Annotated in this window: 14 protein-coding genes, 1 tRNA gene and 1 pseudogene; 9 read left to right on the top strand and 7 right to left on the bottom strand. The window is 63.8% G+C overall.

Annotation, left to right across the window (positions count from 1 at the left end; all coding sequences use genetic code 11):
* Positions 1-11 precede the first annotated feature (11 nt).
* Positions 12-242: a hypothetical protein gene (locus Q352_RS23645; protein ID WP_156952610.1), complete on the bottom strand. Its 231-nt coding sequence runs from the start codon at positions 240-242 to the stop codon at positions 12-14.
* 21 nt (positions 243-263) lie between these two features.
* Between Q352_RS23645 and Q352_RS22500 the strand changes: the two genes are divergently transcribed.
* Together Q352_RS22500 and Q352_RS21930 are read left to right on the top strand one after the other, a co-directional pair.
* On the top strand, positions 264-1,235 hold the full coding sequence (locus tag Q352_RS22500; RefSeq protein WP_084300387.1) for an MCP four helix bundle domain-containing protein: 972 nt from the start codon (positions 264-266) through the stop codon (positions 1,233-1,235).
* A gap of 24 nt (positions 1,236-1,259) precedes the next feature.
* Positions 1,260-1,889 (top strand): annotated as a pseudogene (locus tag Q352_RS21930) (methyl-accepting chemotaxis protein); the annotation flags it as partial.
* A 41-nt stretch (positions 1,890-1,930) separates the two neighbouring features.
* On the opposite strand, the gene Q352_RS23825 reads toward Q352_RS21930, so the two are convergent.
* Positions 1,931-2,095: a hypothetical protein gene (locus Q352_RS23825; RefSeq protein WP_169735668.1), complete on the bottom strand. Its 165-nt coding sequence runs from the start codon at positions 2,093-2,095 to the stop codon at positions 1,931-1,933.
* Between the two features lie 162 nt (positions 2,096-2,257).
* Between Q352_RS23825 and Q352_RS0118055 the strand changes: the two genes are divergently transcribed.
* Entirely contained in the window at positions 2,258-4,786 is a 2,529-nt protein-coding gene (locus tag Q352_RS0118055) for a cation-translocating P-type ATPase (RefSeq protein ID WP_028500517.1), read from the top strand.
* Between the two features lie 6 nt (positions 4,787-4,792).
* Here the strand turns inward: Q352_RS0118055 and Q352_RS0118050 are convergent, their stop codons facing one another.
* A complete protein-coding gene (locus Q352_RS0118050) occupies positions 4,793-5,386 on the bottom strand; it encodes a TetR/AcrR family transcriptional regulator (RefSeq protein ID WP_036386974.1) in 594 nt (197 codons plus the stop codon).
* 105 nt (positions 5,387-5,491) lie between these two features.
* Here Q352_RS0118050 and Q352_RS0118045 point away from each other — a divergent pair, with 105 nt between their 5' ends.
* The 4 genes from Q352_RS0118045 (at position 5,492) to Q352_RS0118030 (ending at position 8,657) form a co-directional block, all read left to right on the top strand.
* On the top strand, positions 5,492-6,697 hold the full coding sequence (locus tag Q352_RS0118045) for an MFS transporter (protein ID WP_028500515.1): 1,206 nt from the start codon (positions 5,492-5,494) through the stop codon (positions 6,695-6,697).
* A gap of 78 nt (positions 6,698-6,775) precedes the next feature.
* On the top strand, positions 6,776-7,468 hold the full coding sequence (locus tag Q352_RS0118040) for an AzlC family ABC transporter permease (protein ID WP_028500514.1): 693 nt from the start codon (positions 6,776-6,778) through the stop codon (positions 7,466-7,468).
* Positions 7,465-7,788: an AzlD domain-containing protein gene (locus Q352_RS0118035; RefSeq protein WP_036386973.1), complete on the top strand. Its 324-nt coding sequence runs from the start codon at positions 7,465-7,467 to the stop codon at positions 7,786-7,788. Before Q352_RS0118040 ends, Q352_RS0118035 begins: the two co-directional genes overlap by 4 nt.
* The gene (locus Q352_RS0118030) at positions 7,785-8,657 is read left to right on the top strand and encodes an AraC family transcriptional regulator (RefSeq protein WP_028500512.1); all 873 of its coding nucleotides are present in this window, start codon (positions 7,785-7,787) and stop codon (positions 8,655-8,657) included. The genes Q352_RS0118035 and Q352_RS0118030 overlap by 4 nt, the downstream gene beginning before the upstream one ends.
* A gap of 112 nt (positions 8,658-8,769) precedes the next feature.
* On the opposite strand, the gene Q352_RS21925 is transcribed toward Q352_RS0118030, so the two are convergent.
* From Q352_RS21925 to fdhD, 4 genes are all read right to left on the bottom strand, one after another.
* Positions 8,770-9,573 carry a class I SAM-dependent methyltransferase gene (locus Q352_RS21925; RefSeq protein WP_084300385.1) on the bottom strand — a complete coding sequence of 268 codons (804 nt, stop codon included), beginning with the start codon at positions 9,571-9,573 and terminating at the stop codon, positions 8,770-8,772.
* A 249-nt stretch (positions 9,574-9,822) separates the two neighbouring features.
* Positions 9,823-9,916, bottom strand: a tRNA-Ser gene (locus tag Q352_RS0118020).
* Between the two features lie 310 nt (positions 9,917-10,226).
* Entirely contained in the window at positions 10,227-11,450 is a 1,224-nt protein-coding gene (locus Q352_RS0118015) for an aspartate kinase (protein WP_028500511.1), read from the bottom strand.
* Between the two features lie 251 nt (positions 11,451-11,701).
* Positions 11,702-12,532, bottom strand: a complete 831-nt coding sequence (gene fdhD, locus Q352_RS0118010; protein WP_084300383.1) for a formate dehydrogenase accessory sulfurtransferase FdhD — start codon at positions 12,530-12,532, stop codon at positions 11,702-11,704.
* Between the two features lie 204 nt (positions 12,533-12,736).
* On the opposite strand from fdhD, the gene fdnG reads away from it, so the two are divergent.
* Together fdnG and Q352_RS0117995 are read left to right on the top strand one after the other, a co-directional pair.
* A complete protein-coding gene (gene fdnG, locus Q352_RS0118000; protein ID WP_156952609.1) occupies positions 12,737-15,796 on the top strand; it encodes a formate dehydrogenase-N subunit alpha in 3,060 nt (1,019 codons plus the stop codon).
* Between the two features lie 12 nt (positions 15,797-15,808).
* The coding region (locus tag Q352_RS0117995; RefSeq protein ID WP_036386992.1) for a 4Fe-4S dicluster domain-containing protein at positions 15,809-16,222 on the top strand (414 nt) is incomplete at its 3' end.

Below are 16,222 nucleotides of genomic sequence, written 5' to 3'. Positions count from 1 at the left end.
CGCCTGCCTGTTCATTTTTCTGATAAACCCGTTATTTCAAGGCAGCACTCTTCTCCTGCCATGCGTAATTCATTATATTTGCCGCCCGGATTCCAGCAGATCGCGTACAGGAAAGGAATCCCGGCGCTGCCTGTCGTCTCCACCTGGCGGCTGGCAATGAAATTCAGCTCATGACTTGATGCAAAACAGACTTGTCGCGGCAAAGCCTGCCGGGACTCGTGCTCATCAACGTCTCGTAACATACCGGTACAAAAGGTAAAAACATGAAGATTTCAACAAAACTGTACGGTATGGCCGTTATCAGTCTCATCGGCCTGGCCACCATGCTGTGGACGCTCTATGTGCAAATGGGCGTGGTGGAAGAGCGGGTTGTGGATGCCACGGAAAATTCGCTGCCGTCGGTCATTGTCGCCGGCGACGCCCGGGTCCAGTATCTGGAAGCCCGCCGACAGACCATCCTTCATATCGCCTATCAGGATCTCGCCAGCAAGAAAGAAGCCCAGGCCGCGCTGGAAGACAATGTCAAAAACCTGATCAAGGATCTGGACAATTACCGGAACACCCTGGTCAGCAATGAGGAAGACCGGGCCAATACCGATGCCGCCATTGCAGCCGTAAGCAAATGGCATGCGCTGATTCCCGGCCTGATCACCCTGTCGGAACAGCATGCGGGCGGGGACAACACCGCGGCCCTGCAATACCTGAAAACCACCCTGGCGCCGACGGCGGACAACACTTATGGCGCCATCAACAAGATTGTCGAGTTCAACAAGGCTCAGGGCACCCAGTCCGGCAAGGACGCCGTGCAGGCCGGCCGCAGCGCGAAATGGTCGCTGATGGCGCTGGGACTGGCACTGCTGGCCATCATCACGGCCGCCAGCCTGTGGGTCGCGCTAAGCGTCAAGCGCACGCTGGGTCATCTGGACGAGAAGATCGCCGCCATCACCAGTGAACGCAACCTGACCCTGCGCGTCGACGACAGCGGCAAGGATGAAATTTCGCAGATTGCCGGTCGCCTGAACCAGTTGCTGCAGATGCTGCAGGCCAGTTTTGCCGAGCTGACCCATATCGGTCAGGCCGTCGGCGGGCATGCGTCGGAAGTCGCCAGTTCGTCGGTGCAGATGTCGCAGGCGGTCGAACAGGTCAGCGAATCGACCTCCAGCATGTCGGCCGCGGTCGAGCAGATGACAGTCAGCGTCAACCATGTGGCCGACCGCTCGGCCCAGGCCGACTAGAGCGCCCGCGAAGCCGGAGAAGAGGCCTCGCTGGGTGCCTCGATCATCAACGACACCATCGGCATGATTCGCAGCACCTCGGACAGCGTCAAACTCGCCGCCACCCAGATCGGCAAGCTGGAAGAGAAAACCACGTCGATCGGTACCGTGGTCGGCGTGATCAAGGACATCGCCGAACAGACCAATCTGCTGGCGCTGAATGCGGCTATCGAAGCGGCCCGTGCCGGGGAGCTCGGCCGCGGCTTTGCCGTGGTCGCCGACGAAGTGCGCAAGCTGGCCGAGCGCACCGCGCAGTCGACCCAGGAAATCACCGGCACCGTGTCGTCGATGCAGAGCGATGCCAACCAGACCGTGGTGTCGATGCAGGCAGTGGTGACCCAGGTCGAAACCGGCATGGAAGCGGCCAACCGGGCGACCGAGGCCATCCAGCGCATTCTCGACCGCACCGGCGGCACGGTCGGTCAGATTGCCGAGATCTCGCACTCGATGCGCGAACAGTCCATGGCCAGCACCAATATCGCCCAGCAGATCGAACGCGTGGCGCAGATGGCCGAAGAAAGCCATTCCAGCTCGCAGAACAACTCGGCCACCGCAGCCAGCCTGAACGAACAGGCACAGAACATGCTGACCACCATCGCCCGGTTCCGGGTGTAACACCTGGCAGCGGGTATGGACTGTCCCCTGCCCGCGCCAGCTCAGCCCAGTTCGAGATACAGCTTGTAGGCCACGGTCCCGAACATCACCAGAATGCCCATGGCAAGCATGAAGATCCCGGATTTGTCGTCGCGTCGCGAATAGCCGGTCAGCAGCAGGACAAAACCGGCAAAGATCAGCGCCAGCATGATTTCAAGCGAGTTCATACCGTCCCCCGTTTTCGTTGTTGTCGCACCAGTCCGGCCATGAAACGCCAGCCTGATTGACATATCTTAGCCGAGATCATGGCGCCGCTGTCATCGTGCCGCCGGCACCGGTTCGGTGCTATGGTAGGGACGGCCATGCCGGCCTATCGGGAAAGGGATGTCGTGTCCGACGCACCGGAAGGGCTGACCTGCAGCGAAGCGCAATCCCGGCTCCGCGAGGAAGGCTTCAACGAACTGCCACGTACCGGGCATCGCTCGCTGCCCCGCATCGCGCTTGAAGTCGTGCGCGAACCGATGTTCGGGCTGCTGATCGGCGCCGGCCTCATCTATCTGCTGCTTGGCGACCATACCGAAGCCCTGCTGCTGCTCGCCTTCGCCTCGATTTCGGTCATGATCGCCATCGTGCAGGAAAGCCGCAGCGAGCGTGTGCTCGAAGCCCTGCGCGACCTGACCAGCCCGCGCGCGCTGGTCATTCGTGATGGCGAACGGCAGCGGATTCCGGGTCGCGAGGTAGTGCGCGGCGACCTGATCGTGCTCGACGAGGGCGACCGGGTACCGGCAGACGCGCAGTTGCTCACCGCCATCGACATGCAGGTTGACGAATCGCTGCTGACAGGGGAGTCGGCCCCGGTCGGCAAGGTCGCGTCCGGCGACGCGTCCCCCGGCCCGCGCCCCGGCGGCGACGGCCTGCCCTTCGTGTTTTCCGGCACGCTGATCGTGCGCGGCCAGGGAACGGCACGCGTGACCGCCACCGGTGCGCGCAGCGAAATCGGCCGGATCGGCCAGGCACTGGAAGCCATCGACAGCGCACCGCCACGCCTGACGCTGGAAACCCGCAAACTGGTCCGGCGTTTTGCCCTGTTCGGCCTCGTCGCCTGCAGCCTGACCGTCATTCTTTATGGCCTGTGGCGCGGGTCCTGGCTCGACGCGCTGCTGGCCGGCATCGCACTCGGCATGTCGATGCTGCCCGAAGAATTTCCGCTGGTCCTGACCGTGTTTACCGTCATGGGCGCCTGGCGGATTTCACGCATCCGGGTGCTGACCCGTCGCGCCTCGGCCATCGAGACGCTGGGCGCGGCCACGGTGCTCTGTACCGACAAGACCGGCACCCTGACCGAGAACCGCATGACGGTGGTCGCCCTGGCCATCGACGGCGACATCCTGCGCCTCGACGCCGGCCTGCCGCCGGCGCTGCCGGACCGGTTCCGCCACCTGATCGATCACGGACGGCTGGCCTGTGCCCCCGACCCGTTCGATCCGATGGAGAAAGCGTTCCATGCACTGGCGGCACAGCACGGCCACGCGCTGCCGCCAGCGTCGTCAACCCGGGTCCACAGCTACGGGCTGCGGCCGGATCTGCTGGCAGTGACCCAGTTGTGGCAAGGCCCCGGCGACAGCGAGGTGGTCATCGCCAGCAAGGGCGCACCGGAGGCCATCGCCACCCTGTGCCGGCTGGATGCCACGGCGCGCGCCGCGCTGGCCCGCGATGTCGACCGGATGGCCGCTGACGGCATGCGGGTGCTGGCCGTAGCGGAAGCGACGCATCACGGCAATGACTGGCCGGCATCACCGACCGCCTTTGTCTTCACCCTGCTCGGCCTGGTCGGACTCGCCGATCCGCTGCGGGCGTCAGTGCCGGAGGCCGTGCGTGAATGCCGTTCGGCCGGGCTCCGGGTGGTCATGATCACCGGAGACTATCCGGCGACGGCGCTGGCCATCGCCGGCCGGGCCGGCCTTGCCACCGACCGCTGCGTCAGCGGCGACGAACTGGCGGCCATGAGCGATGCCGAACTCGGCCGCCATGTCGCGTCGATTCCGGTGTTCGCCCGGGTCATGCCGGACCAGAAGCTGCGCATCGTTCGCGCACTCAAGGCCGGCGGCGCCATCGTGGCCATGACCGGCGATGGCGTCAATGATGCGCCGTCGCTGAAGGCCGCCGACATCGGCATCGCCATGGGCGGGCGCGGTACCGACGTGGCACGGGAGGCTGCCTCGCTGGTGCTGCTGGATGACGACTTCGGCTCCATTGTCAGGACGGTCCGCCTCGGCCGGCGCATCTATGACAATCTGCGCAAGGCCATGGGCTACATCCTCGCCATCCACGTACCGATCGCCGGCCTCGCGCTGCTGCCGCTGCTGACCGGCCTGCCCCTCATTTTTTCGCCGATCCACATCGCCTTCCTCGAGATGATCATCGATCCGGTCTGCTCGGTCGTGTTCGAGGCCGAACGGGAAGAAAAAGACATCATGCGCCGGCCGCCACGGGCGGAGGACAGTCACCTGTTCTCGTCGGGACTGGTGTACTGGAGCCTGCTGCAGGGCGCGCTGGTCTTGGCCGTGATTGCCACCCTCTATCTGCTTGCGCTGTGGCGCGGCATGCCGGAGGCCGATGTACGCGCGCTGACCTTCGTCTCGCTGGTCCTGGCCAACCTGGGGCTGGTGCTGGTCAATCGCTCGTTCGACAGCTCGGTGCGCGGGGCATTGCGCGGCGGCAATCGCGCACTGTGGTGGGTCGGGTCGGTGGCGCTGCTGCTGCTTGGTCTGGCACTAGCATGGGCGCCGGCACGCGCCCTGTTCCGCTTCGGCCCGCTGCATGTCGACGACCTCGCCATCGCGGTTGTTCCGGTGGTCGGGCTGGTCATCGTGCTGGAAGCGCTGAAGCGCTTCTGGCGTGGACGACTGACCGCCTGAACACCGTCAGCGAGTACGCAATCCGCGCAGCAGCAATTCCAGCCCGTCCAGCGCTCGCGGCAGGCGATCGTTGTCCGCCTCGCCGCCGGCGATCCACAGCGCCGCATCCACCAGGCTGCCATTGATCAGCCGTGCCAGCGCCTCCGGATCGGTGCGCTCGATCGTGCCCGCCTGCATCAGCCCGTCCAGCAACTGGTTCAGCGACTGAATGCAGTACTGCTGCGCCGCCGGCATGGCGGCACCGAGCACCGCGTAGGCATCCTGCAGCACGATGCGCTGGATTTCCGGTTCCTGTGCCATTTGCAGGTAGGCGCGGCAGCGATCGCGAAAACCGCTCCAGGCATCGGCCGCACCATCCGACACCGCCTGCAGCCGGGCATCCATCTCCGCGTCCATCTCCCTGACCACCGCCGCCAGCAGTCCTTTCTTGTCACCGAAGTGATGATAGAGCGCGCCCCGGGTCAGCCCGGCGTCGGCGGTGAAATCATCCATCGACGTATTGGCATAGCCCTGTGAGCCGAATGCCCGCCGCGCAGTGGCAAGCAGTTTGGCACGGGTTTCATCAATCATGTCGGCGCGGGCGCGGCGGGGTATCGGCATTTCCGGATCAGGCTTTCATTGACATACGCAGTGTACGTCAATACGCTGCATTCGCATACGCCGCGTATCTTTTTCCCCATGCGCGGTCACAAGAGGCTGGTTGTCATGTCAAATTCCTACCGCGAACTGTTCAACGCCCCCGGCACCACAGGCTTCGCCCTGGCCGGGCTGCTGGCCCGCATGCCGGTGTCGATGACCGGCATCGGTCTTATCACCATGCTGTCGCAACTGCGCGGCGGCTACGGACTGGCCGGCGCCGTGGCCGCGACCTTCGCCCTGGCCACGGCCGTGTTCGCACCGCAGGTGTCGCGCCGGGTCGACCGTTACGGCCAGGGGCGCGTGCTGCCGGTGGCCGCCGCCATCAGCGCAGCGGCGATGCTGGGCCTGCTGCTGTGCACCCGGCTGCAGGCGCCCGCCTGGACGCTGTTCGTCTTTGCTGCGCTGGCCGGCTGCATGCCCAGCATGTCGGCCATGGCCCGCGCGCGCTGGACCCAGGTCTATCGCGGCAAGCCGCAGCTGCGGACCGCCTATGCGCTGGAATCGGTGCTGGACGAGGTGTGCTTTATTGTCGGCCCGCCATTGTCGGTCGGGCTGAGCGTGGCGGTATTTCCGGAGGCCGGTCCGCTGGTCGCCCTGCTGCTGCTGGCCATCGGCGTGACAGCCTTCGTGGCACAGCGCACGACCGAGCCCCCGGTCCATGCCCGGCACGCCACCGATGGCGAATCGGTCATGCGTTCCGCCAGCATTCGTGCGCTGGTGGTCCTGCTGATGGCGATGGGCGCCATTGCCGCCACGGTGGACGTGGTCAGCGTGGCCTTCGCCGCCCAGCAGGGCCAGCCCGCTGCCGCCAGCATCGTGCTGTCGGTCTACGCCGTCAGCTCGTGTCTGGCCGGACTGGTCTTCGGCACGCTGAGGCTGTCCATTCCCCTGCCGCGCCTGTTCCTGTTCGCCGGGCTGGCCACTGCCGTCACCACCCTGCCGCTGCTGCTTGCCAGCGATATCCTCGGCCTGTCGCTGGTGGTCCTGGTCGCCGGCGTATTCTTCTCCCCGACCATGATTGTCGCGATGACCCTGGTCGAAACCATCGTGCCGGGCGCCCGGCTGACCGAAGGCCTGACCTGGCTGATTACCGGGCTCGGCATCGGCGTTGCCCTCGGTGCGGCCGTGTCGGGCTGGGTCGTGGACGCCTTTGGCGCGCGCGCCGGCTTCAGTGTCGCCCTGGCGGCGGGGCTCGTGGTGCTGGGCATGGCACTGTACGGCCACCATCTGCTGTGCCGGGAACTGCCCGCCACCGTGCCGGCGAAAGCATAGCAAGCGCAAGATCGTTCAAGGCAGCACCGGGGGCGCTCAGGCATGCTTTCCGCTCCGAGCCTTCCCGTCATTGCCGCCATGTCCACACCCCTCCCCGCCCGCCGCGCCTTCGTCCACGGCGCGATCGCCATCCTGCCCCTGTCGCTGGCCATTGCGCCATGGGCCATGCTGGCCGGCTCCCTGGCGATCGATGCGAAGCTCACGCCCTGGGAAGGCCAGGGCCTGTCGGTCATCGTTTTTGCCGGCGCAGCCCAGCTGGTGGCCATCGGCATGCTCAAGAGTGGCGCGGGGCTGTTCTCGATCCTGCTGACCACCCTGCTGCTGACCTCGCAGCACCTGCTGTATGGCCTGACGATGCGCCCGGTACTGTCCGGTCTGCCGGCACGCTGGCGCCTGGGGCTGGGTTTTCTGCTGACGGACGAATTCTTCGCCGTCAACAGTGCCGGCCTGCAGCAGTTCAACCGCTGGTATGCACTGGGCGCCGGCCTGACGCTGTATCTGGCCTGGAACCTGTTTACCCTGGCCGGCATCGTGCTGGGCAGCAGCATTCCGCAACTGAACCGGCTGGGGCTGGATTTCTCCATTGTCGCCACCTTCATTGCCCTGATCGTGCCGCTGGTGCGCAACATGCCGACGGTGGTCTGCGTCGCGTGCTCACTGTGCTGCTCGGTGCTGTTCAGCGACTGGCACTGGGAATCGGCCTTGGTGCTTTCCGGGCTGGCCGGCATGAGTGCCGGCTATGTCTGTCAGCAACTCAAAGGAAAATCATGATGATGACGGCCCTGATCATCGGCATGGGTCTGGTGGTATTCGCCAACCGCTATGTGTTTCTCGAACCGCGCCTGCCACTGCGTCTGGGCCGGCAGGCCCGGGCCTTCCTCGGCTTCGCCGTGCCCGGCATGCTGACCGCCATCTGCGGGCCGATCGTGTTCCTGCACGACGGACAACTGGACCTGCGCCCGGACAACCCTTACCTGCTGAGTGCGCTGGCGACGATCGTGCTGGTGCTGTTGACCCGCAACACCTTGCTCAGCATGCTGGCAGGCATGACCTTCTTCTTTGTTCTTGGCAACTGGCCTGGCAGCGCATGAAAACCGCACCACAGGAACGGACCCGCTTCTGGCAGGCCAGCGCGCTGGGCAATATTGAACTGCTGCACGCCCACTACGTGCATCAGCGCTTCGCCCCGCATGTGCACGACAGCTATGTGATCACCATCATCGAGTTCGGGGCCCAGACTTTCTGGCATCGCGGCAGCGAGCATCTGGCGCCGGTCGGCAGTATGGTGCTGATCAACCCGGAAGAACGGCATACCGGCACCACGGCCCACGAACAGGGCTGGCGCTACCGGGGCTTCTACCCGGAGCGGGAACGCATCACCGAAGTGCTGGACGAGCTGTCATTGCCGCGCAGTGGCCTGCCGCTGTTCAAGTCCAGTGTGCTGCACGACCCGCAACTGGCTCGGGCCTTTCGCTGGCTGCACGGACTGGCAGAACGCGGCGCCAGTGCACTGGAGCAGCAGACCGCCTGGCGCGAGGCCGTGCTGCTGCTGGTCCAGCGCCACGCCCGGGTCGCCGAACCCCGCCAGCCCGGCGCCGCCCCCGGCGCCGTGGTCAGGGCCAGGGAGCTGCTGGACAGCCGGATCGCCTGCCCCCCGTCACTGGAAGAACTGGCGGCGGTAGCCGGGCTGTCGCCATTCCATTTCGCCCGCGTGTTTCGTCAGGCCACCGGCCTGCCGCCGCACGCCTGGCTGATGCAGCACCGGCTGACCGAAGCCCGGTCATTGCTGAAGAAAGGCTGGCTGCCGTTCCGGGTCGCGCATCACCTGGGTTTCTCCGACCAGAGCCATCTGAACCGGCAGTTCAAGCAGGCGTATGGCGTCACCCCGGGCGAGTACCGGCTTGCCAGTGCCGCCCGTCAGGCGGTCTGGAAAGAAGATGGGGAGATGGACATCAGCTGATGCCGTGCATGATCGGCATGCGTATTGCCCGTTCAGTTGCCAGATCACAAAGCGGCGGACGAAAAAAAGCCCCGACAGGATATATCGGGGCTTTTATCGTCTGACCGGCAGCTCAGGCCCGTTTCAGCCAGAAGCAGGTTCCAACCTTGTTCAATCCCTCGTAATGGGGATCGGAGAAGATCTGTTCCCGAAGCTCTTTCAGATTCTGGTTGTCAGAGGTATGGATGTACCAGTTGGGCAGGAAAATTTCGTCCCCGCCATGGCCGCCCAGCAGGTAGGCGCTCATCAGGTACTGTTCGTTGTAAATCCGCGATTCCCAGTCGGCGGGATAGTCGTCAGGCAGGAACATGTCATGAACGCCATAGACGACGCCGCGCTTCAGACGGGGCAGGATCTCGGTAAAGAATACCGTCACATCAGAATTCTGGAAGGAACGATGCGAGTTGTCGACGAACAGCACGTCGTCCTGTCCCAGTGAATCGAACACCTCGACGCCCACGTCTTCCAGAGGATAGCGCAGCACTTCATCACAGATGGTATCCACTTCGGCCCGCGGCATCGGGTCGATCGACACGATCCGGGTGGAAAGTCCGAAGTCCTTGATCGCCTTGCGCGCGAACTTCGTCGAGTTGCCGGAACCGACTTCCATGTAGATCTTCGGCCGCTGCTTGCCGATCAGGTAATAAATGGAGGCAGCATCGAGACAGGGAATCCAGTTCCCGTTGTCCCAGCGCGGTTCGATGCTGTCCGCGGCTTCAACGCGGTTGATCTTCTTCAGGCCCTCGGCGAAGGAGGTCATTTCCAGCATGCGCCAGCAGTACGCATCGACCTGCTTGTCGAGCAATTTCTCCAGCGCGGCATTACGCGGCCTGGGCTGAAGGCTGTACTGATAATCAAGCGATACCTTGTAAACCATTTATTCCCTCGCCCCTGAACGAATCACTAAAAAGAGGATTGATAGCAACACCGGATCAGCTTGTCCGCAGCACGACCGCCCATTTTTCCCACGCATGCGCAATGCGCGCCGACGCCATCCGGTACCGGGCCATTATCGCAGGCAAAACGTTTTCGCTCTAACAATAAAATGGCAGCCATCCGGGCCGGCGGCCCCCGCAGCCGGAAAAACAAAAAAGCCCTGACAAGTCAGGGCTTTCGTGTTTGGGTATGGCGGAGAAAGAGGGATTCGAACCCTCGATACGGGTTTTGGCCCGTATGCTCCCTTAGCAGGGGAGTGCCTTCGACCTCTCGGCCATTTCTCCGTCAAGAGGATGCGAAATATACGTGCTGGGCGCGCTGTCGTCAACAGCTATGCGAGGCCGGATTCGACTGGCGAACGCAAGTCACTGAACGGAAATGAAAAGACCGCCATGCTGGCGGTCTCGGACTATCCATAAACCCCGCAGCGCAGAACGAGCGTAGTGAGGTTTCCCCGCGACGGCGGGGACGGAAGGGGCAGGATTCAATCAGGCAGACTGCCATGCTCACGACAGCTTCTGTCAGTCGGGCATGCACCGACGCTACTGCAACCGTCGGTGCCCGCCTTTATCAGCAGTCGTCGAAACTGAAGTTTCAGGCCTGATCGAGGCCGAATGCCTTGTGCAGCACGCGCACGGCCAGTTCCAGGTACTTCTCGTCGATCAGCACCGACACCTTGATCTCGGAGGTCGAGATCAGCTGGATGTTGATGCCCTCTTCGGCCAGGGTACGGAACATGGTGCTGGCAATGCCACAGTGCGAACGCATGCCGACGCCGACGATCGACACCTTGGCGATCTTGTCATCGCCATTGACGTCGGCCGCGCCGAGGTGGCTCTGCACGTCGCGCAGGATGGCCAGCGCCTTCTGGTATTCGCCGCGCGGCACGGTGAACGAGAAGTCCGTGGTGCCGTTGTCGCCGACGTTCTGGATGATCATGTCCACTTCGATATTCGCATCCGACACCGGCCCGAGGATCTGATAGGCGATGCCCGGCTTGTCCGGCACACCCTTCACATTGATGCGGGCTTCGTTACGGTCGAACGCGATACCGGCGACGACGGCCTTTTCCATAGTCTCATCTTCCTCAAACGTGATCAGCGTACCCTCGCCTTCGTCTTCGAACGAAGACAGCACGCGGAGCCGCACTTTGTACTTGCCGGCGAATTCCACCGAACGGATCTGCAGCACCTTCGAACCGAGCGATGCCATCTCGATCATTTCTTCGAAGGTGATGGTCTTCAGGCGACGGGCTTCCTGCACCACGCGCGGATCGGTGGTGTAGACGCCGTCGACATCGGTGTAGATCTGGCACTCGTCCGCTTTCAGCGCGGCGGCAATCGCCACCGCCGACGTATCCGAGCCGCCACGGCCGAGCGTGGTGATGCTGCCGGTCTCGTCGATGCCCTGGAAACCGGCGACGACCACGACGCGACCGGCGTCGAGGTCTGCGCGCATTTTCTCATCGGAGATCGACTGGATGCGGGCCTTGGTATGTGCGCTGTCGGTGATCATCGGCATTTGCCAGCCGGTGTAGCTGACGGCGTCGATGCCGATTTCCTTCAGCGCCATCGACAGCAGGCCGATGGTGACCTGCTCGCCGGTGGCGGCGATGACGTCGAGCTCGCGCGGATCGGGATCCGGCTGGATTTCCTTCGCCAGTGCGATCAGGCGGTTGGTTTCCCCGCTCATGGCCGAAACGACCACGACCAGTCCATGCCCTTGCGCCTTCCACTTGGCGACGCGGCGGGCCACGTTCTTGATGCGCTCTGCCGAGCCCACCGACGTGCCGCCGTATTTCTGAACAATGAGTGCCATGTTGCTAACTGCGTGGGTGATAAGAAATTTGTGACAGGATTCTTACCATACCGGGCCTGAAAAGGATAGCCGCGCGGCATGGCGCGGGAACCCCGCGCACGCGGTTACGAATGCGATGCGATGCGGCAGATAAAAGCCCGGCCGCGAAGCGTGGCAGAAAATGCCAGTGTAGTGGAATAAAACGGCGCATCACGACCGTTTCAGGGCATTTTCGATCCTGTGGCAATCCTGCCCGGAAAAACGAACGAAACTCAGTGCTGAGGCGCGCTGTCCGGCACCCGCGCCGGATGACTGTAGAGCCCGTAGCGCTGTTTGCGGACAAAGGCGGCCAGCGTCTGCCCGGATGCCTGCGCCAGTTCGACCGCCAGCGCGGTCGGGGCGGACATGGCCGCCAGCAGCTCGATGCCGACCGCCGCCGCCTTGTGCACCAGCTCGTAGCTGGCGCGACTGCTCAGCAGCGCAAAGCCCGCGCCCCAGTCGGCCTGGGCACGGGCGCCGATCAGCTTGTCGAAAGCCACATGCCGGCCCACGTCCTCACGCACCGCCACCACGCTCCCGTCCGGCGCACACCAGGCCGCGGCGTGGGTGCAGCCGGTCTCCATGGCCAGCGTCTGCCCGGTTTCCAGTTCCGCCAGCGCGCGGCCAAGCGCGCCGGGGGCCAGCTGCAGCGTCTGTCCGACATGGCCGACCGGCCGGATCGCCTGTTGCAGGCTTTCCACCCCGCACAGTCCGCAGCCGGTACGCCCGGTCAGTTGCCGCCGTCGTTCCTTCAGCGCGCTGAAGCGCGCCGACGCCAGCTCCAGATGCAGTTCGATGCCGGCCGCGCGCTCGACGGTCTCGATGGAAAAGATCTCCTCGCGCCGCCCGACAATGCCCTCGGACAGGCTGAAGCCGAGGGCAAAATCGTCGAGATCGAGCGGCGAACACATCATCACCACATGCGACAGTCCGTTGAACACCAGCGCCACCGGCACTTCGGTCGCCAGCAGATCCTCATGGTCGCGGGCGCCATCGGCGGATACCCGGCGCACCCGGCAGGGGCGGGTCGGAAGAATCGGGGTATCGAACTGGACGTCGGACATATCGCAACCTGGGTAAAACGCCGATTTTACAGGCTGCCGGCATGGCGGGTCACCCGCCCGTGCCCCGGACAGTGCTGGTCACTGTCCGCACCCAGCCGTTATCATGGTGGCGGTATCGCCATGTCCTGCCGGGCCACCACCCTGCTATACCGAAAGCGGACATGTCATGAAAAAGAACAACCCTGACCCATCGGAGGCCAATCCATGCAGGTAAACCGACGGCAGTTCTTCAAGATCTGCGCAGGCGGTGTCGCTGGTTCGAGTCTCGCCGCCCTGGGGGTGCTGCCATCGACGGCTTTTGCCGACGTGCGCGCCTACAAGCTGCAGCGAGCGACGGAAACCCGCAACACCTGTACATACTGTTCAGTAGGCTGTGGCCTGCTGATGTACAGCCTCGGCGACGGCGCCAAGAATGCCAAGGCGGAGATTTTCCACATCGAAGGCGACCCGGATCACCCGGTCAGCCGCGGCGCACTCTGTCCGAAGGGCGCCGGCCTGCTCGACTTCGTGCACAGCGACAATCGTCTGAAGCACCCCGAATATCGCGCCCCCGGCAGCGACAAGTGGCAGCGCATCAGCTGGGATGACGCGTTCGCCCGCATCGCCAAACTGATGAAGGCCGACCGCGATGCGAACTTCATCGAGAAGAACGCCGCCGGCGTGACCGTCAACCGCTGGCTGACTACCGGCTTCCTCGCCGCATCCGCCTCCAGCAACGAAGCCGGCCATCTGACGCACAAGGTCGTGCGCAGCCTCGGCATGCTTTCGTTCGACAACCAGGCGCGCGTTTGACACGGTCCGACGGTGGCAAGTCTTGCCCCAACATTCGGTCGTGGCGCCATGACCAACCACTGGGTCGACATCAAGAATGCCGATCTGGTCATCATCATGGGCGGCAATGCCGCTGAAGCCCACCCGGTCGGTTTCCGCTGGGTTATCGAAGCCAAACAGACCCGCGGCGCCAAGCTCGTGGTGGTCGACCCGCGCTTCACCCGTTCCGCCTCGGTCGCCGATTACTACGCGCCGATCCGCAGCGGTACCGATATCGCCTTCCTTGGCGGTGTCATCAACTGGCTGATTGCCAACGACAAGATCAATTGGGAGTACGTAAAGTCGTACACCAACGCAGGCTTCATCGTGCGCGACGATTACGCGTTCGACGACGGCCTGTTCTCGGGCTGGGACGCGAGCAACGGCAAGTATGCCGACAAGTCGAGCTGGAACTACCAGCTGGACGAGAACGGCATGGCCCGCGTGGACGACACCCTGACCGATCCGCGCTGCGTGTGGAACCTGATGAAGGACCACTACAGCCGCTATACCCCAGACATGGTCAGCAGCATCACCGGTACGCCGAAGGACCAGTTCCTGAAGGTGTGCGAGATGCTTGGCGAATGCGCGAAGCGCGACAAGGTCGCGACCTTCCTGTACGCACTCGGCTGGACCCAGCACTCGATCGGCGCGCAGAACATCCGCACCATGGCCATGGTGCAGACCATGCTCGGCAATATGGGCATGGCCGGCGGCGGCATCAACGCCCTGCGCGGCCACTCGAACATCCAGGGTCTGACCGACCTTGGCCTGCTGTCGACCAACCTGCCCGGCTATCTGAACCTGCCGAGCGAGAAGCAGACCGACTACGCGACCTACATCACCCAGACCACGCCGAAGGCCACGCGTCCGGACCAGATGAACTACTGGGGCAATACGCCGAAGTTCTTCGTCAGCCTGATGAAGAGCTGGTTCGGCGACAACGCCACGGCGGACAACAACTGGGGCTTCGACTGGCTGCCGAAGTGGGACAAGTCCTACGACGTGCTGCAGGTGTTCGAGCTGATGAAGCAGGGCAAGATGAACGGCTACTTCTGCCAGGGCTTCAACCCGGTGGCCGCGTTCCCGAACAAGAACAAGACCATCGCCGCCCTGTCGAAGCTGAAGTATCTGGTCATCATGGATCCGCTGGCGACCGACACTTCGACTTTCTGGCAGAACCACGGCGAGCAGAACGACGTCGACACCGCCAGCATCAAGACCGAAGTGTTCCGCCTGCCGACGACCTGCTTTGCCGAAGAAGACGGCGCCATCGTCAACTCCGGCCGCTGGCTGCAGTGGCACTGGAAGGGTGCCGATGCTCCGGGCGAAGCCATTCCCGACGTCGAGATCATGGCCGGGCTGTTCCTGAAGCTGCGCGAGCTGTATCGCACTGAAGGCGGCGCACCGTCCGATCCGATCATGAACCTGTCGTGGAAGTACCGCATACCGCATGCGCCAATGCCGGAAGAACTGGCAAAGGAACTCAACGGTACGGCACTGGCCGACATTCCGGACCCGAAGAACCCCGGCCAGTTCCTGGCGAAAAAGGGCGAGCAGGTGCCCGGCTTCGCCGTACTGCAGGCTGACGGCAGCACCGCCAGCGGGTGCTGGATCTTCGCCGGTTCCTGGACCCAGGCCGGCAACCAGATGGCGCGGCGCGACAATGCCGATCCGTCCGGCCTCGGCAATACGCTCGGCTGGGCATGGGCGTGGCCGGCCAACCGCCGCATCCTGTACAACCGTGCGTCGATGGACCGCAACGGGGTGCCGTGGGATCCGGCCCGCTCGCTGTTCAAGTGGAATGGCGAGAAGTGGGTCGGCGCCGATGTGCCCGACTTCAAGATCGACGAGCCGCCGGGCAGCCCGATGAACCCGTTCATCATGCAGCCGGAAGGAGTCGCGCGCTTCTTCGCCATCGACAAGATGGCCGAAGGTCCGTTCCCCGAGCACTACGAGCCGATGGAATCGCCGATCGGCACCAACCCGCTGCACCCGAAGGTGATCAGCAATCCGGCCGTGCGCATGTTCAAGGACGACCGCGCGCAGCTCGGCGAGCACGACAAGTTCCCGTATGTCGGCACCACTTACCGGTTGACCGAGCACTTCCACTACTGGACCAAGAACGTGCGGCTGAACGCCATCATGCAGCCGGAGCAGTTCGTCGAAATCGGCGAGGCGCTGGCAAAGGAAAAAGGCATCAGCCATGGCGACATGGTCAAGGTCAGCTCGATGCGCGGCTATATCAAGGCTCGCGCGGTGGTGACCAAGCGGATCAAGGCACTGACGGTCAACGGCAAGACCGTGCACCACATCGGCGTCCCGATCCACTGGGGCTACGAGGGCGTGGCGAAGAAGGGCTTTATCGCCAATACGCTGACGCCGTTCGTCGGTGACGCGAACACGCAGACGCCGGAGTTCAAGTCATTCCTCGTCAATCTGGAAAAAGCCTAAGGAGGGCGGACCATGGCACTGCAATCGCTTGACATCACCCGCCGCTCCGCGAGCCCGACCGCCCCGCCGCAGGCCCGGCACACGCTGGAAGTCGCCAAGCTGATCGACGTGTCGGCCTGTATCGGCTGCAAGGCCTGTCAGGTCGCCTGCTCGGAGTGGAACGACCTGCGCGACGAGATCGGCGACAACGTTGGCGTCTACGACAACCCGGCCGACCTCACCGCCCAGTCGTGGACGGTGATGCGTTATGCCGAGGTCGAGGAAAACGGCAAGCTGGAATGGCTGATCCGCAAGGACGGCTGCATGCACTGCAGCGAACCGGGCTGCCTGAAGGCCTGCCCGTCGCCCGGCGCGATCATCCAGTACAGCAACGGCATCGTCGACTTCCAGGAAGAGAACTGCATCGGCTGCGGCTACTGCATCTCC

It is taken from the genome of Microvirgula aerodenitrificans DSM 15089, from assembly GCF_000620105.1.
Taxonomy (GTDB): domain Bacteria; phylum Pseudomonadota; class Gammaproteobacteria; order Burkholderiales; family Aquaspirillaceae; genus Microvirgula; species Microvirgula aerodenitrificans.
This window is presented reverse-complemented; position numbering and strand designations above follow the sequence as displayed.